Source organism: Nocardia sp. CDC519 (assembly GCF_059509835.1).
Genome location: NZ_CM183377.1, coordinates 4,442,349 through 4,466,344, shown reverse-complemented (window position 1 = coordinate 4,466,344; position 23,996 = coordinate 4,442,349). Strand labels below are relative to the sequence as shown.

Genomic DNA, 23,996 nt, shown 5'->3' with positions numbered 1-23,996 from the left:
CGGTGGAGCTGGCGGAAATGGCGCTGGTCGAGGCCGAACTCGACCGGCGCTGGCCGGAAACCAAGATCGAGCCGTCGCTCACCCGCATCTCCACCCTGATGGATCTGCTCGGCTCGCCGCAGCAGAGCTATCCGGCGATCCACATCGCGGGCACCAACGGCAAGACCTCGGTGACCCGCATGATCGACGCACTGCTCACCGCGCTGCACCGGCGCACCGGCCGGATCACCAGCCCGCATCTACAGCTGGCCACCGAGCGGATCAGCATCGACAACGCGCCCATCACGCCGGGCCGCTACGTCGAGGTCTATCGCGAGCTCGCGCCCTACATCGAGATGATCGATAAGCAGTCCGCGGCCGCCGGCGGGCCCGCTATGAGCAAGTTCGAGGTGCTCACCGGGATGGCCTACGCGGCCTTCGCGGAGGCGCCGGTGGACGTCGCCGTGGTGGAAACCGGCATGGGCGGCACCTGGGACGCGACCAACGTCATCGACGGGCAGGTCGCGGTGATCACCCCGATCGGGCTCGACCACACCGAATACCTCGGCCCCGATCTGACCGCCATCGCGGGCGAGAAGGCCGGGATCATCAAGCGCGCGCCGGAGAGCCTGATCCCGCGTGACAATGTGGCCGTCATCGCCGAACAGGACCCCGAGGCGATGGAGGTGCTGCTACGCCGCGCCGTCGAGGTGGACGCGGCCGTGGCGCGTGAGGGCGCGGAGTTCCGGGTGCTGGCCCGCAAGATCGCCGTCGGTGGCCAGCAGTTGGAACTGCAGGGCCTCGGCGGGGTGTACGACGAGATCTTCCTGCCGCTGCACGGTGAACACCAGGCACGCAACGCGGTGCTGGCGCTGGCGGCGGTGGAGGCGTTCTTCGGCGCGGGCGCGCAACGTCAGCTCGACGTCGACGCCGTGCGTGCCGGGTTCGCGAGCGTCACCAGCCCCGGCCGGCTCGAACGGATGCGCAGCGCGCCGACCATCTTCATCGACGCCGCCCACAACCCGGCCGGCGCCAAGGCCCTGGCAGCGACCCTGACCAGCGAGTTCGACTTCCGCAAGCTGGTCGGCGTGGTCGCGGTGCTCGGCGACAAGGACGCCGCGGGCATCCTCGAGGCGCTGGAGCCGGTGTTCGACGAGATCGTCGTGACCACCAACGGCTCGCCGCGCGCCCTCGACGTCGACACCCTCACCGATCTCGCGGTGCAGCGCTTCGGCGACGAACGCGTCGTCCCCGCGTACTCCCTGCCCGACGCTTTGGAGACCGCGATCGCGATCGCCGAAGACGTCGCCGACAGCGGGGAGATGGTCTCCGGTGCGGGTGTCATCGTCACCGGGTCGGTGGTCACGGCGGGCGCCGCGCGCGCCTTGTTCGGTAAGGACCCGGCGTGATCGGACGGCGCCCACAGGCAGCAGCGCGCGTCGCCATGGCCGGCGGTGGAGCGCGCCGAGGCCGACCGGGCGTGATCGGTCGGCCGGAATCCGCGGCGGCCGGCAGCACAGACGGCCGCATGATCGGCCGATCGGGCCGAGGAGGCAGAGCATGAGCGAATCCGATCCACGCCCCGACGGTGACGAGCAGCCAGGCACCGAGTCCGCCCCCGCACCACCCGACCCGTGGAAGGGGCTGCGCGGGGTGATGGCGGGCGCGCTGGTCCTCGAGGCCATCGTGGTGCTGCTCGCGCTCCCCGTCGTCGCCGACGTCGGCGGCGGCATAACCTGGTTCTCGGGCACCTACCTGGTGGCCCTGGCCGTGGTGATGATCCTCGGCGCGGGCCTGCAGCGGCGCCCCTGGGCCGTACCCTTCAACCTCGCCCTCCAGGTCCTGGTGATCGCCGGCGCTGTCATCCACATCTCCATCGGCGTCATCGGCATTCTGTTCGCCATCGTCTGGGCCTTCATCCTCATCCTCCGCAACGACGTCAAACGCCGCATGGACCTCGGTGTCCTGCCCAGCCAGCGCGTCCAGCGCCCCGACTGACCCGCCGCCCGGCTACCGGCGGGTACCCCGGCCATCGGTGTCGGCGCATGCGGAATGACCGCTGGTTGGGAGGGTGGGGGCGCCGACCGTTACGCTGTCGCCCGTGACTGAGCAGACATTGATCCTCATCAAGCCGGACGGTGTGGCCCGCGGCCTCGTCGGTGAGGTGCTGAACCGGATCGAGCGCAAGGGGCTGAAGATCGCCGCGCTCGAGCTGAAGCAGGTGTCCGATGAACTTGCCGGCGAACACTACGCCGAACACGCGGGCAAGCCGTTCTACGGCTCGCTGATCGAATTCATCACCTCGGGGCCGGTCGTCGCGGCCGTGCTCGAGGGTCCGCGCGCGATCGCGGCGTTTCGGCAGATCGCCGGCGGCACCGACCCGGTGGAAAAGGCCGCCACCGGCAGCATCCGGGGCGATTTCGCCCTGGAGACCCAGGAGAACCTGGTGCACGGATCCGACTCGCCGGAGTCCGCCAAGCGGGAAATCGCGCTCTGGTTTCCCGAGTTCCCGGCCTGAATCGGTCTCCATTCCGTCGCTTCCGACGTCACGCTGTTGCGCCGATGGCGAACCCTCGGCGCACGGTGTGGGATACTGGCAACTGGTTGCAACCGATAACGGTCGTAACCGGATGACACCCCGAGGTTCGATGCCGATCATCGCTGCCGCGGCGCGGTAACTCGTTCGCGTCGGCACGCTGGATGAACGCTCACGCCACGGAGTTCAGCCATACAGCCAGGCGCCGCGTGACCAGTTAGCCCGAACGACGATCGATATGGAGATAACCGGGCACGCGGGGCGAGACCATTGACCTCGTGCCAACCGCGCGAGGCGTACGGAAACAGCGCCCCCGCGTCGGCCGCGTCACTCCCTGAGGGGAGGAACGCGCCCGGGGGCCCGAGGAGACTTCGTGGCCGATCAAGAGCCGCTGGACACAACATCACAGGATGCCGATCAATTGCCGGAGCGAATCCGAGTTCATGCGCTGGCCAAACGTCTGGGAGTAACGAGCAAGCGCATCCTGGCCAAGCTGGGTGAGCTCGGCTCCGAGGCGCGCAGCCCCCAATCGAACGTGGAGCGCGCGGTCGCGGAGTCGGTGCGCGACGCGCTCGCCGCGCCGGACACCGAGCCGGCCGCCGCCGCACCCCCGGTGGCGGACACCCAGCAGGCCGCCGCAGCGTCGCCGGTCGAGCAGGCGGTCAGCGCCGCCGTGCCGGACGAGCCCGTCCCGACCGAGGCCGAGGCGACCACCGCGCCGCCCGAGACCCCGGGCGCCGATCTATTCGCCACCGCGCCCGCCTTCAGTCCGCCCGGCGGGCTGTTCGCCAGCCCGGTCAAGGAAGAACCACCGGTCGTGGAGCCGGTCGTGTTCGAATCCGCAGTCGTGGCCGCGCCGCTGTTCCTGTCCCCGGATGCCGCCGCCGCCGAAGAGCTACGCAAGAAGCGGCGCCGGGTCGAACCCGAGGCCCCGAGCGCCGACGAGGACGCTGCCAAGGCCGAGGACGTCGAGGACGAGACCGCCGACGAGCAGGACGGCGCCGAGCAGTCCGAGTCCGACGATCAGCCCCGCCGCCGCCGGCGCGGCCGTCGCGGCCGTGGTCGTGGCCGCGGCGAACAGCACGCCGACTCCGATGACGAGCAGGATGCCGACGAGCGCGGCGCCCGCGACAAGGACGCCGCCCGCGACAAGGACGAGGCGCCCGCCCAGGACGCGAGCACCGCGGACGAGTCCGAGGCCGAGGAAACCAAGCAGACCGAGGCCGAATCCACCGACGACGGTGAGGACGGTGCGGAGGGCTCGACCCGCCGGCGGCGCAGGCGCAGGCGGCGCAAGGTCGCGGGCGAGGGCGGCGGCGAGAACGAACCCGCCGACGACGACCCGCCCAACACGGTCGTGCACGAGCGTGAACCCCGCAATAAGAGCCGGGCCCGCGCCGTCGACGAGGTGCAGGGCATCACCGGGTCCACCCGGCTCGAGGCCAAGCGTCAGCGTCGCCGCGACGGGCGCGAGGCGGGCAGGCGTCGTCCGCCGATCCTGACCGAGTCGGAGTTCCTGGCCCGCCGCGAATCCGTCGACCGGGTCATGGTGGTGCGGGAGAAGGAATTCCCCGGCCATCCCACCGCCACCCAGGTCGCCGTGCTCGAGGACAACATCCTGGTCGAGCATTTCGTCACCAGCACCGGCCAGGCGTCCATGGTCGGCAACGTCTACCTCGGCAAGGTGCAGAACGTGCTGCCCAGCATGGAGGCGGCGTTCGTCGACATCGGGCGCGGCCGCAACGGCGTGCTCTACGCCGGTGAGGTGAACTGGGAGGCCGCCGGGCTCGGCGGCAAGGAACGCAAGATCGAGCAGGCCCTCAAGCCGGGCGATCAGGTGCTGGTGCAGGTCAGCAAGGATCCGGTCGGGCACAAGGGCGCTCGCCTGACCACTCAGATCAGTCTGGCCGGACGCTTCCTGGTGTACGTGCCGGGCGGCACCTCCACCGGCATCAGCCGCAAGCTGCCCGACACCGAGCGCAAGCGGCTCAAGGAGATCCTGCGCGAGATCGTGCCCGCCGACGCGGGCGTGATCATCCGCACCGCCTCCGAGGGCGTCAGCGAAGCCGAACTCGCTCGCGACGTGGAGCGGTTGCAGGCCACCTGGCGCACCATCGAGAAGGCCGCCGAACAGGATTCGGGCGCACCGAAGACGCTCTACGAAGAGCCGGACCTGCTGGTCAAGGTGATCCGCGACCTGTTCAACGAGGATTTCTCCAAGCTGGTCATCGAGGGTGAGCGGTCCTGGAGCACGGTGGAGACCTACATCCGCACCGTCGCGCCGGATCTGCTGGCCCGGGTGTCGCGGCACGAGAACAACGGCGTCGATGTGTTCGAGGCCTATCGGATCGACGAACAGCTCGCCAAGGCGCTCGACCGCAAGGTGTGGCTGCCCTCGGGCGGCACGCTGGTCATCGACCGCACCGAGGCGATGACCGTCATCGACGTCAACACCGGCAAGTTCACCGGCTCGGGTAACAGCAACCTGGAAGAGACGGTCACCCGCAACAACCTGGAAGCCGCCGAGGAGATCGTGCGGCAGATGCGGTTGCGCGATATCGGCGGCATGATCGTCGTCGACTTCATCGACATGGTGCTCGAGTCCAACCGTGATCTGGTGTTGCGCCGGCTCACCGAGGCACTCGGGCGCGACCGCACCCGGCATCAGGTCTCCGAGGTGACCTCGCTCGGCCTGGTCCAGATGACCCGTAAGAAGCTGGGCACCGGCCTGGTCGAGGCGTTCTCCACCACCTGCGAGCACTGCCACGGTCGCGGCATCCTGGTGCACAGCTACCCGGTGGAGCCGGGCGCGGCCGAGGATGGTGCCGGGCGCGGACGCGAATCCGGGTCCCGTCGTCGTCGCGGCCGTGACAAGGCCGCCGCTCCCGCCGCCCCGCAGGCGCAGCCCGCGGTGGCGGAGTTGAGCGAGGAGGAGGCCGCGGTCAAGCGCGCGCATCCGGTCGCGCTGGCCATGGCCGCCCATCAGGCCGAGGAGTCCGGTGCCGCGCAGCCCGAGCCCCAGCCGTCGGAGACGGCCGCCGAACCCGCGGCCGCCGAGCAGGCGCGGGAAGCGACCGGCGAGCCGGCCGCCGAGGCTGTCGCCGCCGCGCAGAACGGGACCACTCGTACCCGGTCGACGCGGCGTCGGCGGGTGGCGCGTTCGGCCGCGGCGCCGGATGCTGATGCGGTCGTCGCCGTCAGTGAGGTCGTCACCGAGGTGGGTGCGCCGGCCGAACAGGCCGCTGCCTCGGCAGTCGAGCCGGCTGCCGTTGCCGACCAGGATGTGCCCGCTGAGCAGGATGTGCCCGCTGAGCAGGCGGCAGTCGCCGAACCGGTGCAGGCCACGGACGCCGACCATGCGGAACCGGTCGCAGCCGTCGAACCGGCCCCTGCGGCTGACCAGGCGCCGACCGCCGCGGTGACGGCAGAGGGCAAGCAGGTTTCGGTAGTGGAGCCAGGGGCTGCCGAAGCGGCTCCGGCCGCGGTGACCACCGAACCGGTCGCGGCCGAGCCCGTCGAAGCGGTTGCGGCAGAGCCTGCCGCCACGGCGGAGCCGGCCGAGCCCGAGCCCGCCGCGCCGCCCGCCGCCCCCGCGGAGAACGGCACCACGGCACGCTCGACCCGACGCCGTCGGGTGGCCCGATCCGCCGCCGCCCCGGCCTCGGACAGCACCGGCGCGGTGTTCGTCCTCAGCAGCGCGGAGGAGCCCGCGGCCCCGGTCGTCGACTTCGCCGAGCCGGTACCGGTCCCGGTGCCCGAACGCAGGCCGCGCAGGCGCAGCGCAGGCAGGCCCGCGGGCCCGCCGCCCGCCGAATCGGCCGACGAATGACCTGGTGGTCCCCGCCCTTGTGGCGGGGACCACTGTCGTTCGGTGGCCGGTTTGGTCGCGCACCTATGCGTCCTGTAATCTTGGACAGTCGCTGCCCGGCGACAGCGTTTTATCACGCTGTGCCCGCGAAGCTGTATCGGGAACTGCCATTCGCAGACCCTGAGCAATCGCCAGTGCTGAGGCGGCGGTGACTACCAGACCAGATGTGTAGTGGATGCCCGGTGGAATTCTCCGGCCGGGTGCCACTCCAGCCGCGCTAGCAAGCGTCGCACACCTAGAGGAAGAAGGGCAGCCGACCGATGGCAACGTACGCGATCGTCAAGACCGGCGGAAAGCAGTACAAGGTCGCGGTCGGTGACCTGGTGAAGGTCGAGAAGATCGAGGGTGCGCCGGGCACCGCTGTGGATCTGTCGCCGGTGCTCGTGGTCGACGGCGCCGAGCTGACCGCCGACGCGGACAAGCTGGCCAAGGTGTCGGTGTCCGCCGAGGTCGTCGAGCAGACCAAGGGCCCGAAGATCCGCATCCACAAGTTCAAGAACAAGACCGGCTACCACAAGCGCCAGGGTCACCGTCAGCCGCTGACGGTCCTGAAGGTCACCGGCATCAAGTAATCGGCCCGGGGGTTCACCGAGCCCTCACCTGGAGGAGTTACAGCAATGGCACATAAGAAGGGTGCATCCAGCTCCCGGAACGGTCGCGATTCCAACAGCAAGCGCCTCGGCGTCAAGCGGTTCGGCGGTCAGTCCGTCAAGGCCGGCGAGATCCTGGTGCGTCAGCGCGGCACGCACTTCCACCCCGGCGTGAACGTCGGCCGTGGCGGTGACGACACCCTGTTCGCCCTCGAGGCGGGCGCGGTCGAGTTCGGCACCAAGCGTGGACGCAAGACCGTCAACATCGTGGTTCCGGAGCCGGTCGAGGCCTGACCGGCTGACGACTCCAACACAGACGAGCGGGTCAGGGTGATATACCCCTGGCCCGCTTTTCGTTGTTTCTCTCAGCAGTGACCTGCGGCGACGTTCGCCGTCCCGACCAGACCGAAGGAGGATGATTCGGCGTATGTCCAAATTCATCGACCGTGTCGTACTTCATGTGCGTGCTGGCAAGGGCGGCCACGGCTGCGCGTCGGTGCACCGGGAGAAGTTCAAGCCGCTCGGCGGCCCCGACGGCGGTAACGGCGGTAACGGCGGCGATGTGATCCTCGAGGTCGATCCCAATGTGCACACGCTGCTGGACTTCCACTTCCATCCGCATGCCAAGGCGAGCAACGGCAAGCCGGGCGAAGGCGGTAACCGGGACGGCAAACAGGGCACCGACCTGCTGTTGAAGGTGCCCGACGGCACCGTGGTGCTCGGCCCCGACGGTGAAGTGCTGATGGATCTCGTCGGTGCGGGCAACCGGTTCATCGCCGCGCGCGGCGGACGCGGCGGGCTCGGCAATGCCGCGCTGGCCTCCAAGGCGCGTAAGGCGCCCGGTTTCGCGCTGCTCGGTGAGGAGGGCGAAGAGCGCGATATCGTGCTCGAGCTGAAGTCCGTTGCCGATGTGGGGCTCGTCGGGTTCCCGTCGGCCGGAAAGTCGTCGCTGGTCTCGGTGCTGTCGGCGGCCAAACCCAAGATCGCCGACTACCCGTTCACCACGCTGGTGCCCAATCTCGGTGTGGTCGCCAGCGGCGATACCACCTTCACCGTCGCCGACGTGCCAGGGCTGATCCCTGGTGCGAGCCAGGGCCGCGGGCTCGGACTCGACTTCCTGCGTCATCTGGAGCGCTGCGCCGTGCTCGCGCACGTGGTGGACTGCGCGACGCTGGAGCCGGGCCGCGATCCCGTCTCCGATGTCGACGCCCTCGAGGCGGAACTGGCGGCCTACAAACCCGCGCTGAGCGCCGACGCCGGCCTCGGTGATCTGGCCGACCGCCCGCGGGTGGTGATCCTCAACAAGACCGATGTGCCCGATGCCGCGGAACTGGCCGAGATGGTCACCGACGAGTTCACCGCACGCGGCTGGCCGGTCTTCCAGATCTCGGCGGTGAGCCGGGCCGGGCTGCGTCCGTTGACGTTCGCGCTGGCCGACATGGTGCGCAAGTATCGCGAGGATCATCCGAAGGCCGCGCCGAAACGTCCGGTGATCCGCCCGATCGCGGTGGACGAGACCGGTTTCAGCGTGATCGCCGATCCGGAGGAGCCGGGCGGCTTCATCGTCCGCGGCACCCGGCCCGAGCGCTGGGTGCGGCAAACCCAGTTCGACAACGACGAAGCCGTCGGCTACCTGGCCGACCGGCTGGCCCGTCTGGGCGTCGAGGACGAGCTGGTGCGTCTCGGCGCGGAACCGGGCGCGCCCGTCACCATCGGTGACGTCACCTTCGAATGGGAGCCGCAGATCTCCGCGGGCGTCGACATGGTGCCCACCGGCCGCGGCACCGATATCAGGCTCGAGCAGACCGACCGGGTCAGCGCGGCCGAACGCAAACACGCCTCCCGGGTGCGCCGCGGTCTGGTGCGCGACGACGAGGACCAAGCGTAGGCACGGCCTCGGTCGTGCCGCGCGCGAGAACAGTGGTGGAGATCAGCCGTGACGGAAACGCAGGTGCACTTCGGCGCCGAACTCAGTGCGGCGCGCCAGGCCATCGCCGGGGCGCGCAGTGTGGTGGTGAAGATCGGGTCTTCGGCCCTCACCAGTATGAAGGCAGGTCTGGACATCGCCAGGCTGGATCGGCTGGCCGATGCCATCGAGGCGCGGATGCGGGCCGGATCGGATGTGGTGGTGGTGTCCTCGGGCGCGATCGGCGCCGGTATGGCCCCGCTCGGCTTGACTGCTCGTCCGCGTGATCTGGCCACCAAACAGGCCGCGGCGAGTGTCGGCCAGCTCGCGCTCGCCCACGCGTGGGGCACCTCGTTCGCCCGTTACGGCCGCACCGTCGGCCAGGTCCTGCTCAGCGCCGACGACTTCTCCCGCCGCGAACATCACCGCAACGCTCAGCGCACCCTGGACCGGCTGCGTTCGCTCGGCGCGGTGGCGGTGGTGAACGAAAACGACACCGTCGCAACCGAAGAGATCCGCTTCGGCGACAACGACCGGCTCGCGGCGCTGGTCGCGCACCTTGTGGGTGCCGATGCGCTGGTGCTGCTGTCGGATGTCGAGGGCCTTTATGACGGTGACCCGCGCAAGGGCGGCGCCACCTTCATCCCCGAGGTGCGCTCCAGCGCCGATCTGGACGGGGTGATCGCGGGCACCGGCGGCGCGCTCGGCACCGGCGGCATGGCCTCGAAGCTGTCCGCGGCCCGGCTCGCCGCCGACGCCGGCGTGCCCGTGCTGCTGGCCGCGGCCTCGGAAGCGGCCACCGCGTTGAGCAGCGGTACCGTCGGCACCGCGTTCGCTGCTCGTCCGGTGCGGCTGTCCGCCCGCAAGTTCTGGGTCCGCCACGCCGCCGACAGTCGCGGCGCCATCCACATCGATGAGGGCGCCGTCGCCGCCGTTGCCCACCGCCGCCACTCCCTGCTGGCCGCGGGCATCACCGGCGTGCGCGGCCGCTTCCACGGCGGCGACGTCGTCGACCTCATCGCTCCCGACAACAGCCTGGTAGCTCGCGGCGTCGTCGAATACGACGCCGCCGAACTCGCCACCATGCTCGGCCGCTCCACCACCGAACTTCCGGACACCATGCAGCGCCCGGTGATTCACGCCGACGACCTGGTGAAGGTGTAGGGGTCAGTACTCGAGCTCCGACCAGGGGATGCTGATCGGGAACGGGAAGCCGATCTCGATGCCGTTGGTATCGGCAGTGGGCTTCAGGCCGGCCCACCACCCATATTCCGATGGTGTCGGCTACCCCTGCGGCGGAATGACACCCGGCTGATCGGTGGCGGGCGGTGTGCCCTCGGGTATCGGCCCGGTGATGCCGGGTTGGCCGCCCGGGTCCGGCAGGGGGAGCGGTGGGGTTTCCGGTGACGGGATCGGGGGCGGGGGTGGTGCTTCCGGTAGCGGGGGAGGCTCGACCGGGGCCGGGGGCGCCGGGGGTGGTGCGGGCTCGGCCGGTGGGGGCGCAGGTGGTTCGGCCGGGGTCGGGGCGGAAGGTGGTGGTGGAACGGGGGCGGGCGGTTCGGCAGGGGCCGGTGTGGCGTCCGCTGAGGGTGGGGCCGGGACCGGTGGTTCGGTCGGGGTAGGGGTGTCGTCCGAGGGTGGTGCGGGCGTCGGGGTTTCGGTCGGGGCCGGGGCCTCGGCGGATGGTGGTGCCGGAGCCGGGGTTTCGGTCGGGGCCGGGGCCTCGGCGGACGGTGGTGCCGGAGCCGGGGGTTCGGTCGGAGCCGGGGCATCGGACGACGGTGGTGCCGGGGCGGGCGTGTTCGGGACCGGCGCAGGTTCGGGCGGGACGGGCGGTGGGGAAGCCTGCGGCCCGGGCCGCGTGTCGTCCTGCGGATTCTCGGCAGGGGGTGGTGTGTCCTCGCCACGAGACTGCGGTGGGGGAGTTCCGTCGTCCGGCGGGCCGGGTGTCGTGGAGTCCGGATCCTGCTGGGCCCGTGGGGGATTCGAGGGCGCCGCACCATTCGGTGGCGTATCCCGGTCGCCGGGCACCTGTTGCTGCGGGGCCGGCGCCAGTGGAGCCGGCTGTCCCGGAGCCGCCGGCGGGTCGGGCAACGCCGGAACACCGGTGCCTGCCAGCTGGTACGCCGGTTTGTAGATCATGTTCATCGCCAGCACGGCTTCCTGGCGCAAGGCCTCTTGCGCCATCTGCGCGTCGATGACGTTCGCGGCTTCGAGCAGCCGGGCGATGGCGCCGATGGGCCCCGATCCGCCGGGCGGCACGACCGCGAGTTTCACCGCTTCCGCCGCGGCGGCGACCGCACCGATCCGGGCGCCGACCTGCCCGAGGACCGCGCAGAGTTCGTCGACCGAGGCGGCGAAGCTGTGGGCGCCGGCACGCGCGGCGTCGGCGGCTGCGCCCTCCCATTCCATCGCGTCCATCACCCGGTCGACGCTGTCGCGGGTGAGCGGGAACGAGGTGGACAGGCCCGCCGCGGCTTCCAGCCAGGCGGCGGAGGTCTGCAGGATCGCCGCCGCGTCGATTTCCTGGGTCTTCGCGTAGATCTCTTCGTGCCGCATGGACTCGAAGTGCTCCATCGCGCTGATGTACTCGGGGTCGGTGCCGCTCATCGTGGCAGCCTCGCGGCGACGGCCCGCACGGCGGCGGCATTGGCGGCGTCGGCTTCCTCGTAGAGCCCGCCGCTGATCAGGAACGCCTCTTTCATCCGGTAGGCGGCTTCGATGTAGTGGTCGAGCAGAGCGGCGGCGTCGCGCGCCTTGTGCCCGAATCCGGCCTGCAACTGCTGTGCCGAGATGAACCCGCCGAAACCGTGCGGTTCGGCTACCGATTCCAGCCGCTGTTGCAGGTGTAGGAGGCGATCGACCTGGTGGTCGTAGAGTTCGGCGCAGCGCCGCGCCGCGGCCGGATCGAACTTGACAGTGCCCGCGTGTGCCGCTTGCCGAAACCGGGCGATTTCGGCTCGGCTGCTCTCGATCGTCATCGCTGTCCCCTCCTCGGTCCGATTCAGCGTAGCCGCAATCGAGGCCGCCGGTCAGTGGGTGAACGGATCAGGCAGGCACCCGCCTTTGCAGTTGCGCGGCCAGCTGTTCGCTGCTCGCGGGCACGATGTGCACGGTGTCACCGGCTTTGATGAGATAGCGGCCGTCGCCCTCGACATCGATCCAGGTGTAGTGCACCGGCGCGGGCGGTGTCGGCCGGTCCAGGCGTGCCTCGATGCGGATATGGCCTTCGGCGGTGTGCGGTCGTAGCAGCAGGCGCCGGATCGGTAGCGCCGCGCGTTCGGTGGCGACGACCACCTCGTCATCGCGGATCGCCTCGATCGCGGCGGCACGGGCCGGTTCGCGCCCCGCGGGTGTCCTGGGGAGCAGCGCGGCGATGCGGGCGCCGAGCTTGGCGCTGTGGCCGATGGAGACGCGGACCTGCCCACCGAAATCCGGCGTGCGTCCGGGTTCCTGGACGGCGAGCACTCCGCGATCGAAGACGGCCGCGGCCAGCAGCCGGATCTCGCTACCCGCGGTGTGGCCGCCGCCGACGGCGACGATCCTGGTGTGCGGGGCGGCGAGTATGCGCAGGCAGGCCGACAGATCGGGGTCGGCGCCCAGCGGCAGCCGGGTGGCCAGTTCGGCACGCAGCGCGTCGGCCTCGCGTTCGGTGCGTGGGGTTTCCAGGATGCGCAAGGGGTATGGATGCCGGTCGTGGTCGGTTTCGCGCCAGATATGGGCGAACTCGTCCGGGGTGAACGTCCAACTCACGACCCGATCACATCCTCACCGCACCCACCGACGCTGTCCGACAGCTTAGTGGTCGCCACCGGTGTGTCGGCCGCCGATGCCGTACCGAATGGTGTGGTGCTGCCGGGGACCCGAGGATTGTGAGCTAACACCATGGTCAATTCTCGGATATACAGACAATGCTCGGATTTACTCGGTCGCGGGCCCCTCGTGTTCACGGTGGGCCCGAGAATATGAGCTGCCCGGTATCGACCGGGAGCGATGGGAGGAAGCGTGCAGCTGCTCGGACCGTGGACCGACTCGGAGGCCATCTCGGCCTCGGCAGGCGGTAAGGCCCGCGGATTGCACATCCTGCACAACAGCGGTTTCGCGGTACCGGAGTGGGCGGTGCTCGGCACCGACGTCTTCGACGCGTTCGCCGCAGGTGCGGGTCTGGACGAGCAGATCGCGGCGTTCGCCGCGGCCGACACGCCCGAGGCGGCCTCCGCTGCCGGCGTGGCGTTGCGGTCGGCGATCGAATCCGGCGATCTGCCCGCAGACGTCGCCGAGCTGATCGGGGAGGGTTATCGCCGACTCGGCGGCGGGGCCGTCGCGGTACGTTCCTCGGTCGCCGCCGAGGACGGGCCTGCGCATTCCTATGCCGGTCAATTCGATTCGTTTCTCAATGTCGACGGTGAGGACGCGGTGCGGCGCCAGGTGCGCGCCTGCTGGGCCTCGGCCTTCTCGCAGCGATCGATCGACTACGCGTTCGCCCACGATCAGCCGAGGGTCGCGGCCGTCGCGGTGGTGTTGCAGCGGCTGGTGCCCGCCCGGGTCAGCGGGGTGATGTTCACCGCGAATCCGGCGAGTGGCTCGCCCGACGAGCTGGTGATCAGCGCCGTCTACGGACTGGGAGAGGGCCTGGTTTCGGGCGCGGTCGATGCCGATTCGGTGGTCGTGGACCGTGCGGGCACGGTGCTGGACACCGTCATCGGTGACAAGGACCGCGCCGTCCTGCCCGGCGAGTCGGGTGGCTCGACGACCCGTGCGGTCGATCCCGAGCGCCGCGAACGCTTGGCGCTGTCACAGGCCGAGATCGCCGCCCTCGCGGAGCTGGGCCGCAAGCTCGAGGCCGAGCTGGGCGCCGCACAGGACATCGAATGGGCCATCGACGACGACGGTATCTGGTTCCTGCAGGCCCGCCCCATCACCACGGCGCTCGCGTCCGTGGCGGACCGGGCGGTGGCCGAGGCCGCGCTGATCCGCGGCGCAGGCGAGGCCGTGCCCGACGGCGAGACTCGGATCTGGGACAACTCCAACATCATCGAAAGTTTCAGCGGCCTCACCTCGCCGCTGACCTACACCACCGCCGCCGATATCTACGGTCGCGTCTACCGCGGTTACGCCGAATCGCTGAAGGTGCCCGCCGAGCAGCTGCGCCAGACCGACGCGTGGACGCCGGTGCTGCTCGGCTATTTCCACGGCCGGGTCTACTACAACCTGCTGCACTGGTATCGCATGGTCGGTATCGCCCCCGGCTATCCGCTCAACCGTAAGGTGCTGGAGGCGGCGCTCGGGGTGGACGAACCGCTGCCCGATGAGATCGCGAAAACCTTGCGGCCCTACACCTTCGGCTCGACGGCCGAGCGAATCCGCTCGCGCGCGGTCACCACGGTGACCTACCTCCGCAGGCTGTTCGGCATCGACGCGATGGTCGAGCAGTTCCTCACCGAGTTCTACCGGGTCTACGACGAATACGAGGCACTCGACTACACCACCCTCACCGGAGAGCAGGCCTACGCCGCATACCGCAGGGTCGACGCCGACCTGGTGCGCCGCTGGGGGCCGCTGATGGTGCTCGACGCCATCCTGCTCACCTGCACCGGCGCGATGTTCCTGCTCACCAAGCTGTTCCTGCCCAAGGCGCCGGAATGGTTCCTGTACGCGGTCGTCGGGCCGGGCGCGGATGTGGAATCGGCGGAACCGGCCCGTGCGCTGACCGCGATGGCCGAGACGGTGCACGCCGACCCGGAACTGACCGCACTCATCAATTCGACCGAACCGCAACAGGTCTACCGTCAGCTGCACGCGAGCGAAACCCATGCGGCATTCCGTGCCGAGGTCGACGCCTATATCGACCGCTATGGCTACCGCAGCCTGGACGAGCTGAAATTGGAGACCCCGGATCTGCGCGAGGATCCGGCGAGCCTGTTCGTGATGCTGCGTAGCGCGCTCGGCCGGGTGGGGCAGGCCGGGCAGCAGCCCGATCGGGCCGCCGAAGCCGACGCCTACCTCGACGCGCATCTGACCGGTGTGCGCCGCCGGATCTATGAACGGCTGCGCGCCAAGGTATCCCGGTGTGCGGCGCACCGTGAGCGGTTGCGGTTCTGCCGCACCAGGGCGTTCGGCATGGTGAAGCGGATGATCCGGGTGATGGGCCGGGATCTGGCGGCGCGCGGGGTCATCGACGAGTTCTCCGATGTCTTCTACCTCACCGTGCAGGAGCTGCGCGGTAGCTATGAGAACGCTGACACCAGCACCTACCGTGATCTGGTGGCGGCGCGAAAGGTCCAGCGCGCCAAGGATGCCGAGCTGGTGGCGCCCGCGCGGTTCAGCACGGTCGGTGCCACGTTCGGCCGGCCGGAGCTGGCTTCCCAGGGCTGGGTTCCCGTCACCGATACCCCGCCCGCGACCCCGGGTACCGTCCTGGCAGGCACGCCGTCATCATCCGGTGTGGTCGAGGGCGGCGCGGTTGTGGTAGACGAGCCCCGTGACGTCGCCGGAGGCATCCTGATCGCCTACCGCACCGACCCCGGATGGGTGGCGGCGCTGCCGTCCGCGTCGGCGTTGGTGATCGAGCGGGGCAGCCCCCTCACCCACGTCGCGATCGTGGCGCGCGAACTCGGCGTGCCGACGGTTGTGCAGGTCAAGGACATCACCAAGCGGATACGGACGGGAATGCGGATACGGGTGGACGGAACCACGGGGACTGTGACGGTGCTGTCCGGAGCGGAGCCCGGCGATGAGTGAGATCGATCAGGTGGCGACGGTGCGGCAGTGGCTCGTCGAGCCGGACGCCGCCACCGGCATCCATTTCGCGGACGAGGCCGACGGCTGGGATTACCGCAGTTACGCCGAACTGGCCGACCTCACCTGGTCGATCGCGCAGGTGATGCGCGAGCACGGTATGGGCAGCGGCGACGGCGCCTGTGTGGTCATGCCGACCGGGTTTCCTTGTACGGCAGCGTTCTACGCGGTGTGGGCCTGTGGCGGGGTGTTCACGCCCGTGGCGCCGCCGATGTTCGGCGATCTCGACCAGTACATCAGTCATGTGGCCGCGATCCTGGCGCAGGCGCAGCCGCGGGTGGTGGTGACCTCGGTCGAGTTCGAGCAGCTGGCCCGGCGCGCGATGGTGGAGGCGGGGCGTACCGATGAGCCGGTCGTCGTCGACCCGGCGACCTTGCCGCCGGCCCCGGCGGAGCGCGTTTTCGGCGCGCCGGATCCGTGCGCGCTGCTCCAGTTCACCTCCGGGTCCACCGGCACGCCGCGCGGGGTGCGGGTGAGCTGGCACAACCTGGCCAACAACATCGACATGATCTCGCGGCTGATCGACTGGCGCCCGGGTGAGGCGATGGTGTCGTGGCTGCCGCTGTATCACGATATGGGGCTGGTCGGCGCGTTCCTGACCACCGTCACCAATCAGGGTGAGCTGTATCTGATGCGGCCGGACCAGTTCGTGCGCGACCCGGTCCGCTGGCTGCGGGCGATGACAAGGGCTCAGCATTCGCCCTCGCCGTCGTTCGCGCTCGGCTATGTGGCGCACCGGGTGCGGCCCGAGGACATCGCCGAGCTGGACCTGTCCGGATGGCGAACCCTCGCCGTCGGCTCTGAGCCGGTCGAGGTGGCCGATCTGCAATCGTTCGCGGAACTTGCTGGCCGCCAGGGATTTTCGATGAACGCCTACACCCTCGCCTACGGGCTGGCCGAGGCGACGCTGATGGTGACGTCCTCGGCGCGCGGCCGCCCGGTGACGGCACTGCGGCTGGACAACGCCGCCCTGCGGTTCGGCGCCCCGGTCGCGGTGCTCGAGGAACAACCCCTCGATGACAACCACCGGGTGGACGGCGCTGGTTGGATCACCGGCCTCGGCTATTCCACCCCTGAATCGACGGTGCGGGTGGTCGACGAGGAGGGCAACGACCTGCCCGACGGCACCCTCGGCGAAATGGTGGTGGTCGGCGATTCGGTCGCCCTCGGCTACTCAGGGCCGCCGAGTCCGGGGTCGTCGACCCGCATCGAGGACGGCGTGCTCTACACCGGTGACGCCGGTTTCCTGCACCGCGGTGAGGTTTTCGTGCTCGGCCGGATGGGTTCGAGCCTGAAGGTGCGTGGTCGTTCGGTGTTCATGGAGGACATCGAATCGCGGGTCGCCCAGGAAACCGGCATCACCAAGGGCAAACTGGCCGCGGTGGCGATCACCGAGGCCGGTGCGCAGGGCATCGCCCTGTTCGCCGAGTCGGCGCCGGGGGAGTGGATCACCGAGGCACGCAAGATCATTCGCGGTGAGCTCGGCCCCGCGCAGACGGCCACCATCGTCACCGGGCCGCGTGGGCTGATCCGGCGCACCTCCAGCGGTAAGCCGCGCCGCAGGTATATGTGGCAGTTGTTCGCCGACGGTGCGCTGGACGGTGCCGTGGTGCACGAGGCCGACGGCACCGCGTCCTCCGCGGCCACCGGCGCGGCACCGGCCGATGCCGGCACGCCGACGCCGACCCTGTCCGCCGACCGCACCAGGGAACTGCTCGACGCCGCGCTCGCTCAGGTGGCCATTCCGGCGGATTCGGCGGTGCTGTTCGAGGGCTCGCTGGCCGAGGGCTTCGGCAACGAGGGCTCCGATGTGGACTTCCTGGTCGTCGCACCCGGCGCCGAGGAGCTGCCGACCCTGCCGACGGTGCTGTTCATCGATGGTCGCCGCGTCGAAGTGCGCACGCGTTCGGAAGCCCAGTTGCGCAGGCAACTGGACACGGTCGCTCAGGCCGCCGATCCCACGGTCCTGGACGAGGACCTGCTCAATCGCTGCCAGCGGTTCCTGCGCGCCACCGTGGTGCGCTCGGGCACACCCGCGATCGACGATCTGCGCGCCGCCCTGCCGCACGGCGAGTTCGCGGCCGCGCTGGCCGACTGGTGGGCCGCGCGCGCACGTCAGGCGCTGCGGTACGCGGTGGCGCTGCGCACCCTCGGCGCGGACGCCGAAGCTCGCGAGTGGGCGCAGGACGGGCTGCGGCAGGCGATGAAGGCCTGGGCGGCCGGAGTGAACGAGACCTACCTCGAAACCAAATGGCTGCCCCAGCAGTTGACGCGCATCGGCGCGGACGAGCGGATCACTCGATTCCACGATCTGCTCACCGGCGGTCATGCGGCGATCGCCTGCGCCACCGGCGAGCAAGTCGGCGCTGGTGGCGCTGGAGAAGCGGATTCCGTTCGTCCGCAAGGCATCCTGGGTGCGGGCACCGAGCGGGCCCTCGAACAGCGCCTGTGGTGGGAGCAGCTGCTCGCGTTCGCCGCCGACCTCGGCGTGACCGGTGTCGCCGACGACGCGGACCAGATCCTGTTCGCCCGGGTTCCCGGCGTGACCACCTGGAAGATCGGCGAGCGTATCCACGTCATCCGCGAAGACCGTGACGTCTACGTGCTGTCCGAACGCGGCGGCCGCGCCTGGCGTTCGGTGGTCTTCCGGCATTCGCTGGCCGCGGTGCTCGGTCGCGCGAGCACAGATCTGCGGGCCGAACTCGCCGAGTTCCTGCGGCTGGGCTTGGTCGGCCTGCACTGGCGCGGTGACCGGCCCATCGAACCCGCGCTGGCCATGTGCAAACCGCTGCGGCCCTATACCCCGGTCCCCTCGTGGGCGGCGCCGACGCTCGGCGTCACGGGGGCGGTGAGCACCGATCCGATCGCCACCCTCTCGCCGTTGCCCGCCCCCAGGTTCACCGAATGCGCGATGAACCTGGTGTGGTCGAACATCGTGCTGGAGAACGCCCGCGAGGATCTGGCCGGGGCGGTGAAGAACGCGCAGGGCGCGGTCGCCGATATCGCCGCGCACCGGATGATCGCGATGGCGGTGCGGGTGCTGCTGTCCGCCTTCGGGATTCATCCGCTGCCCGCCGACGTCGCGCCCGTCGAGACGGTGCGCCGATTGCTGCCGCCGCACGCCGGGCGCCGCGGTGAACTGCTGGACGCGCTGGAAACGGCGCAGGCGGTGCGCTTCTCGACGGCCATCGCCTCGGGCGCGGACATGATGGCAGGGTTCGCCGCGATCGACGATTTCGTGGTCCTGGTGCGCGCGGTCGCCGGTGGTGCCGACTTCCCGGCCTCCTTCGATTCGCGCGAACAGTGGCGGCGCACCCTCGCCATCGGCTACGACTGGCTGCGCATCGCCGGCTATCTCGACACCGACCTGCCGCTGGACGAGGCCCGCGATCTCCTGAGTACCGGCGGCCGGCAACCCCATCTACGCGAAAGCGAGACCTCATGAGCGCCATCGACACCGCCGTCGCCGACCGGGTCCGCGCCCTCATCCGCGCCATGGCACCGGACCAGGACGCGGCCATGGCCGACGATCAGCGGCTCATGGAGGACCTCGGGTTCGATTCGCTGCGGCTGATGGAACTGACCGTGGTGCTCGAGCGCGCCTTCGAGCTGCCGAGATACAAGCCGGAAGAGCTGGCCGGGGTGCGCCGGGTCGGTGAGGTCGTCACCCTGATCACCGGCAGTCTGGACGGCCGGTCATGAGCGATCGCGATACCGCCCTCGTCACCGGCGCGACCGGCCTGGTCGGCGCCGAAGTGGTGGCCAGGCTGGCCGCGGCAGGTCGCCCGGTCGCCGCGGTGCTGCACAGCAAGGGTGAGATCACCCGCAACGACGGCACTCTGCTGGAACCGGGAAGCGCGGTCACCGGCGACATCCGGGCTGCGGGTTTCGGGCTGAACGATCGCGACGCCGACGGTCTCGCCGAGCGGGTCGGGGTGATCGTGCACTGCGCGGCCACCACCGCCTTCGACGCTTCCGACACCGAGTACGAGCAGCTCAATATCGCGGGCACCGCCAACGCCATCGACCTCGCGCAACGCTGGCAGGTGCCGCTGGTGCACGTGAGCACCGCGTACGTGTGCGGGATGCGCGGCGGCACCGTCCGAGAGGACGAACTCGACACCGGCCACGAATTCGGCAACGGCTACGAGGCCAGTAAGTTCCGGGCCGAACAGCTGGTCCACGCCGCGGGTGAGCGCGGTCTGCGCTGGGCGATCGTGCGGCCCGGCATCGTCACCGGTGCGAGCGGCACCGGCATCATCCGCGAGTACAAGAACCTCTACACCGTGGTGAAACTGATGGTCGAGGGCAAACTGCGCTCGCTGCCGGGCCGCTACGACGCGACGCTGTCGTTGGCCCCGGTCGACCATGTGGCCGATGTGGTGGCCGCGGCGGTGCTCGACTTCGATTCGGCCTCGGGACGCACCATGCACGCGCTCGGCCGGGACACGCTGTCATTGCGCGAGGTCTCCGACGTGCTGGCCGAATATCCGTCCTTCGAGGTGGCGACGTTCGTCCCGGAGAGCAGCTTCGCCGAATCGGACCTCGCGCCTATCGAACGCGAGTACTACCGCCGCATCGGCTCGCTCTACACCAGCTACTTCCGGCGCAGGCTGGTCTTCGACACCGAGCACGCCGACGCGCTGCTCGGCAGGCCCTCGCCGGCCACCGGCAAGGACTATTTGCGCACACTGCTCGACTACTGCCTGGAATCCGGGTATCTCGGTGTGCCGCTGCCCTCGATCGAGGACGTCCTGGCGGGCGTCGGCGGGGTGCGCCGATGAGCCACGCGCTGCGCGAGCTGTTGGGCGCGTTGACCACGCAGCCGGAGAAGGTGCACGCCTATGCGGGTGACACCTACGTACAGGAGAGCGTCGATCAGCTCGACCGTGCCGGGGTGGACGCGGCGACATTCGCCAGAGCACATTCGCTGCTGCTGCTCAAACCCGATGCCATCGTGGGCCGTGCGGTCGAGCCGACGTTGGAGTGGCTGGCGGACAACGGTTTCCGGGTGGTGGACGCCGACCGCGTCACCGGTGACCGGCTGCTGGCGCGCGCCCTGTGGTACTACTCGTGGAACATCGCCTCCACCGAGCGCCGCCGCCTGGCCGATCTGCTGGTCGGCATCTGCGATGTGCTGGTGCTCGTGGTGGCCGGAGCCGATGCCGAACTGCCCGTCCCGGTCCGGCTGACCGAGGCCAAGGGCCCCACCGATCCCCGGAAACGCCGCGAGGGCGAACTGCGCCATCGGCTCGGGCAGCACAGCTACCTGCTGAATCTGGTGCATTCGCCCGATGATCCCGCCGACGTGCTCCGCGAGCTGGCCATTCTGTTCGATGAGCCGCGCCGCGCCGAGCTGATCACCCGCGCCGCCGCGGGCGCCGACCGATCCGCTGACGCCGGGCAGCTGGCCGCCGAGCTCTACGCGAGCACACCGGCCCGCGATTTCGACCGGGCCGCAGCCGCCCACCGCCTGATCGCCGAAGCCGAAGACGCGGGAATCAGGCTGCCCGGTGGCATCGATCCCGAATCCGATCCCGATTGTGCACGGCTGCTGACCACGGCCTGGGATCAGGGCGTCGAGCTCGATCCGTGGTCGGTGATCGTGCTCGGGTCCTACGTACTGCCCATGCGGGTGGGGACGCAACCGCAGACGTTGCGCCCGGTGACCGCATCCGACTGGTTGGAGGCCCGGCCGTGAGCGTCGAGACAGTGAATGCCGACAACACCGCATCGCATACCCGCACCATCTCCCGCGAGTTGGCGCACCGCTGCGCGGTTTCCGAGGTGTTCGTCACCTCCCTCGACAGCCTCGGCGAGGACCAGTTCGTCGCCGGCGCGCAGCTACCGCGCATGCACTCCTACTACGGCGATCACGCGGGCACCCTGGCCCTGCGTCACGATCCGCTGGTGGTGATGGAGGCTGCCAGGCAGGCCGCGATCGCGTTGACCCACGAGTTCTACGCCGTCCCCACCGACCGGGCATTCCTGGTGCGCACCTTCAACGGTGCCGGCTCGGACACCGCGGCCTGGGACGTCGGATTCGCGCCGGCGGATCTGGTGCTGGCGGTGCGGGTGCCGCGCAAACACCATGACGGCACCGATATGCACGGCGTCGATATGGTGCTCGACATCTCCTGCGGCGGCGTTCCCATGATGACCGTGGACGGGTCGTTCTCCTGGACCACCGGCCGCCGCTGGGAGCGGATGCGCAGCGGCTTCCGCGACAGCCTCGGCCTCGGCCCGTTCGTCGGCGCCTCCGCGTTGACCGAGCGCGCCGAACCGGCGGCGGTGGGCCGGGAGAACTGGCGCAACGTGGTGGTCGGCCCCGTCCGGCGCGAAGCCAGCACCGCGATCGCGACGCTGGTGCCCGATATCGGGCATCCATTCCTGTTCGACCATCCGCTCGACCACGTCCCCGGCAGCCTGCTGATCGAGGCGTGCAGGCAGACCGCGCTGGCCATGGTGCTCGAGCAGGCACCGAGGCTGCTCGGCGTCTCGAGCACCTTCGACCGGTTCGTCGAGCTGGACAGCCCCGCCGAATGCCGCGCCGAGATCATCGGGCGCACCGGTGACCGCACGGTGGTGCGCTGCGAGATCCATCAGGCCGGCGCCGTCGCGGCCCGGGTGGATGCCGAGTTCATCGACGACACCGTCGTCGCCGAACCGGGCGACGAGGCGGGCCGGTGATGGGCGGCGCCGAACTGCTCACCACCACCAGGGCGTTCCGGCGCAGGCTGGACCTGACCCGTCCGGTCGAACGCCGCGAGCTACTCGAATGCCTCGATATCGCGGTGCAGGCGCCGAGCGGCACCAACCGGCAGCCGTGGCGATTCCTCGTCGTCGAGGACCCCGATACCAAACAGCAGATCGCCGAGTACTACCGCAAGGGCTTCGCGGCCTATCTCTCCGCGCGCACGCCGCGGCCGGATCAGCTGGGCGACCTGGCCTCCGGGCAATACCTGGCCGCGCATCTGCACGAGGTGCCCGCGCTGGTGGTGGTGTGCTCGCTGGGCCGCCCACCGGCGGAGGCGTCCTCGCGGCTGCTGGCCAGCTTCTACGGATCCATCTATCCGGCGGTGTGGAATCTTCAACTGGCCCTGCACGATCGAGGCCTGGGTTCCTGCCTCACCACCGCGCATCTCGCTTATGAACGCGAGATCGCCGACCTGCTCGGCATCCCGTTCGCGGAGGTGACGCAGGTGGCGCTGCTGCCGGTCGGCCATCTGCTACCCGGCGAGGCGCGCCGGGCCAGCCGAGCCCCCGCCGCCGAGGTGACCATGTGGGACCGCTGGGGTGCGCGGTGAGCGAGGGCGGCAGCGTGCGCACCGGCGAACAGGTCTCCGGCCGGGCCGACCGGGCACCGGGCGGCGCGGGGCCCGTCGCCTCGTTCGTGCGCATCGCCCGCTTCACCGCGGTGATGTACAAGCCGCACTATCTGCTCTACGGCATCCTGTGGGTGCTGGCGCTCGAAGGCACCGCCGCGCTGGTCACCGATCCGGAGGCGAGCTGGCGGCCGAGCTGGGCGACGGCACTGCGCATTGTCGTGGTGGCCGTCGTCCTGCTGTATCTGCGGATGGTCGACGAGCAGAAGGATCTCGACTACGACCGGGTGCACAACCCGGACCGGCCGTTGGTGACTGGCGCGGTCACCGCGTGGGATCTGCGGGCCGCGATGGCCGTCATCGCGGTCGGCGCGATCGCCGCGAGTCTGCTGCTGTCGATCGGTTCGGCCGTGGCCATCGCCGCGGTGCTCGGCTACGGGCTCGGGCTGTGGGGACTGGAGCGGATCTCCGAACCGATTCGCCGCAATATCCTGCTGAATCTGGTGGTCACCTATCCGGTGCAGTTGCTGGTCACCGCTTATGTCGTGGTGTCGGCCATCGACACCGGCGACGTCGCATCCGGCTGGCAGGCGGCTGCCGCCGCGGTGATCTTCGCCGGGGCGTTCCTGCAATTCGAATTCGCGCGCAAGACCTCGCGGATCCCGCGGCCGGGGGAGATGTACTACTCGAACGCGCTCGGCACGGCGGGGTCGGTGTTCGCGGCGCTGGGCTGCGCGGTGGTGGCCGTCGCGGCCGATCTGGCATTGGTGCGGCCCTGGGAGCACCAGGGTGCCCGCGCGGTGCTCGGTTGGATTCCGCTGGTATTGCTGGTGATTCCGCTCCTCGGCGGGCTGCGGTTCATGCGCTCCGCGGACGAGGAATATCCGGTGATTCCGGCGGTGCTGTTCATCCTCACGCTGTACCTGGCGCTCATCGTGCAGGCGGTGGCGGGGTAGGAGCGCTGGAAGGTCGAAAGGTGCGGCGTCCACAGGGA

The 23,996-nt window shown here is 70.1% G+C and carries 19 protein-coding genes; 16 read left to right on the top strand and 3 right to left on the bottom strand.

Annotated elements, in window-relative coordinates:
* Positions 1 to 17: 17 nt before the first annotated feature.
* The 8 genes from folC (at position 18) to proB (ending at position 10,043) form a co-directional block, all read left to right on the top strand.
* Complete coding sequence (gene folC / locus AC5W7N_RS20000) at positions 18 to 1,388, top strand: bifunctional tetrahydrofolate synthase/dihydrofolate synthase (protein ID WP_163815080.1); 1,371 nt, start codon at positions 18 to 20, stop codon at positions 1,386 to 1,388.
* 151 nt (positions 1,389 to 1,539) lie between these two features.
* Entirely contained in the window at positions 1,540 to 1,977 is a 438-nt protein-coding gene (locus tag AC5W7N_RS19995; protein ID WP_194991405.1) for a DUF4233 domain-containing protein, read from the top strand.
* Positions 1,978 to 2,080: 103 nt separating this feature from the next.
* Complete coding sequence (gene ndk, locus AC5W7N_RS19990; RefSeq protein ID WP_036534584.1) at positions 2,081 to 2,497, top strand: nucleoside-diphosphate kinase; 417 nt, start codon at positions 2,081 to 2,083, stop codon at positions 2,495 to 2,497.
* A gap of 391 nt (positions 2,498 to 2,888) precedes the next feature.
* Positions 2,889 to 6,344: a translation initiation factor IF-2 N-terminal domain-containing protein gene (locus tag AC5W7N_RS19985; protein WP_495921977.1), complete on the top strand. Its 3,456-nt coding sequence runs from the start codon at positions 2,889 to 2,891 to the stop codon at positions 6,342 to 6,344.
* Between the two features lie 299 nt (positions 6,345 to 6,643).
* Entirely contained in the window at positions 6,644 to 6,955 is a 312-nt protein-coding gene (gene rplU / locus AC5W7N_RS19980) for a 50S ribosomal protein L21 (protein ID WP_163815062.1), read from the top strand.
* A gap of 45 nt (positions 6,956 to 7,000) precedes the next feature.
* Positions 7,001 to 7,267, top strand: a complete 267-nt coding sequence (gene rpmA, locus AC5W7N_RS19975; RefSeq protein WP_130919232.1) for a 50S ribosomal protein L27 — start codon at positions 7,001 to 7,003, stop codon at positions 7,265 to 7,267.
* A gap of 133 nt (positions 7,268 to 7,400) precedes the next feature.
* On the top strand, positions 7,401 to 8,861 hold the full coding sequence (obgE, locus tag AC5W7N_RS19970) for a GTPase ObgE (RefSeq protein WP_195021393.1): 1,461 nt from the start codon (positions 7,401 to 7,403) through the stop codon (positions 8,859 to 8,861).
* A 48-nt stretch (positions 8,862 to 8,909) separates the two neighbouring features.
* A complete protein-coding gene (gene proB, locus AC5W7N_RS19965; RefSeq protein ID WP_324191402.1) occupies positions 8,910 to 10,043 on the top strand; it encodes a glutamate 5-kinase in 1,134 nt (377 codons plus the stop codon).
* Between the two features lie 120 nt (positions 10,044 to 10,163).
* On the opposite strand, the gene AC5W7N_RS19960 is transcribed toward proB, so the two are convergent.
* The 3 genes from AC5W7N_RS19960 to AC5W7N_RS19950 form a co-directional block, all read right to left on the bottom strand.
* Entirely contained in the window at positions 10,164 to 11,489 is a 1,326-nt protein-coding gene (locus AC5W7N_RS19960) for a hypothetical protein (RefSeq protein WP_495921976.1), read from the bottom strand.
* On the bottom strand, positions 11,486 to 11,860 hold the full coding sequence (locus AC5W7N_RS19955; protein WP_163814128.1) for a hypothetical protein: 375 nt from the start codon (positions 11,858 to 11,860) through the stop codon (positions 11,486 to 11,488). Before AC5W7N_RS19955 ends, AC5W7N_RS19960 begins: the two co-directional genes overlap by 4 nt.
* 67 nt (positions 11,861 to 11,927) lie before the next feature.
* Positions 11,928 to 12,632, bottom strand: a complete 705-nt coding sequence (locus AC5W7N_RS19950) for an ESX secretion-associated protein EspG (RefSeq protein ID WP_495921975.1) — start codon at positions 12,630 to 12,632, stop codon at positions 11,928 to 11,930.
* A 252-nt stretch (positions 12,633 to 12,884) separates the two neighbouring features.
* Between AC5W7N_RS19950 and AC5W7N_RS19945 the strand changes: the two genes are divergently transcribed.
* Genes AC5W7N_RS19945 through AC5W7N_RS19910 form a run of 8 tightly spaced genes read left to right on the top strand, consistent with a single transcriptional unit; the run spans position 12,885 to position 23,958 of the window.
* Positions 12,885 to 15,620: a phosphoenolpyruvate synthase gene (locus tag AC5W7N_RS19945; protein WP_280499108.1), complete on the top strand. Its 2,736-nt coding sequence runs from the start codon at positions 12,885 to 12,887 to the stop codon at positions 15,618 to 15,620.
* Entirely contained in the window at positions 15,613 to 19,122 is a 3,510-nt protein-coding gene (locus AC5W7N_RS19940; RefSeq protein ID WP_495921974.1) for an AMP-binding protein, read from the top strand. The genes AC5W7N_RS19945 and AC5W7N_RS19940 overlap by 8 nt, the downstream gene beginning before the upstream one ends.
* On the top strand, positions 19,119 to 19,379 hold the full coding sequence (locus tag AC5W7N_RS19935; RefSeq protein WP_194992316.1) for an acyl carrier protein: 261 nt from the start codon (positions 19,119 to 19,121) through the stop codon (positions 19,377 to 19,379). Before AC5W7N_RS19940 ends, AC5W7N_RS19935 begins: the two co-directional genes overlap by 4 nt.
* A complete protein-coding gene (locus AC5W7N_RS19930) occupies positions 19,376 to 20,461 on the top strand; it encodes an SDR family oxidoreductase (protein ID WP_495921973.1) in 1,086 nt (361 codons plus the stop codon). The genes AC5W7N_RS19935 and AC5W7N_RS19930 overlap by 4 nt, the downstream gene beginning before the upstream one ends.
* A complete protein-coding gene (locus tag AC5W7N_RS19925; protein WP_495921972.1) occupies positions 20,458 to 21,378 on the top strand; it encodes a nucleoside-diphosphate kinase in 921 nt (306 codons plus the stop codon). Before AC5W7N_RS19930 ends, AC5W7N_RS19925 begins: the two co-directional genes overlap by 4 nt.
* Entirely contained in the window at positions 21,375 to 22,367 is a 993-nt protein-coding gene (locus AC5W7N_RS19920; RefSeq protein WP_163814121.1) for a ScbA/BarX family gamma-butyrolactone biosynthesis protein, read from the top strand. Before AC5W7N_RS19925 ends, AC5W7N_RS19920 begins: the two co-directional genes overlap by 4 nt.
* Entirely contained in the window at positions 22,367 to 22,984 is a 618-nt protein-coding gene (locus tag AC5W7N_RS19915; RefSeq protein ID WP_195007236.1) for a nitroreductase family protein, read from the top strand. The genes AC5W7N_RS19920 and AC5W7N_RS19915 overlap by 1 nt, the downstream gene beginning before the upstream one ends.
* Positions 22,960 to 23,958: a hypothetical protein gene (locus AC5W7N_RS19910; RefSeq protein WP_495921971.1), complete on the top strand. Its 999-nt coding sequence runs from the start codon at positions 22,960 to 22,962 to the stop codon at positions 23,956 to 23,958. The genes AC5W7N_RS19915 and AC5W7N_RS19910 overlap by 25 nt, the downstream gene beginning before the upstream one ends.
* Positions 23,959 to 23,996: the final 38 nt, after the last annotated feature.

Excerpts from the sequence above, each read along its gene's own strand:
- folC (WP_163815080.1), top strand. The coding sequence starts at position 18 with ATGGCGCTGGTCGAGGCCGAACTCGACCGGCGCTGGCCGGAAACCAAG.
- AC5W7N_RS19995 (WP_194991405.1), top strand. The coding sequence starts at position 1,540 with ATGAGCGAATCCGATCCACGCCCCGACGGTGACGAGCAGCCAGGCACC.
- rplU (WP_163815062.1), top strand. The coding sequence starts at position 6,644 with ATGGCAACGTACGCGATCGTCAAGACCGGCGGAAAGCAGTACAAGGTC.
- rpmA (WP_130919232.1), top strand. The coding sequence starts at position 7,001 with ATGGCACATAAGAAGGGTGCATCCAGCTCCCGGAACGGTCGCGATTCC.
- obgE (WP_195021393.1), top strand. The coding sequence starts at position 7,401 with ATGTCCAAATTCATCGACCGTGTCGTACTTCATGTGCGTGCTGGCAAG.
- AC5W7N_RS19960 (WP_495921976.1), bottom strand. The coding sequence starts at position 11,489 with ATGAGCGGCACCGACCCCGAGTACATCAGCGCGATGGAGCACTTCGAG.
- AC5W7N_RS19955 (WP_163814128.1), bottom strand. The coding sequence starts at position 11,860 with ATGACGATCGAGAGCAGCCGAGCCGAAATCGCCCGGTTTCGGCAAGCG.
- AC5W7N_RS19940 (WP_495921974.1), top strand. The coding sequence starts at position 15,613 with ATGAGTGAGATCGATCAGGTGGCGACGGTGCGGCAGTGGCTCGTCGAG.
- AC5W7N_RS19935 (WP_194992316.1), top strand. The coding sequence starts at position 19,119 with ATGAGCGCCATCGACACCGCCGTCGCCGACCGGGTCCGCGCCCTCATC.
- AC5W7N_RS19930 (WP_495921973.1), top strand. The coding sequence starts at position 19,376 with ATGAGCGATCGCGATACCGCCCTCGTCACCGGCGCGACCGGCCTGGTC.
- AC5W7N_RS19925 (WP_495921972.1), top strand. The coding sequence starts at position 20,458 with ATGAGCCACGCGCTGCGCGAGCTGTTGGGCGCGTTGACCACGCAGCCG.
- AC5W7N_RS19915 (WP_195007236.1), top strand. The coding sequence starts at position 22,367 with ATGGGCGGCGCCGAACTGCTCACCACCACCAGGGCGTTCCGGCGCAGG.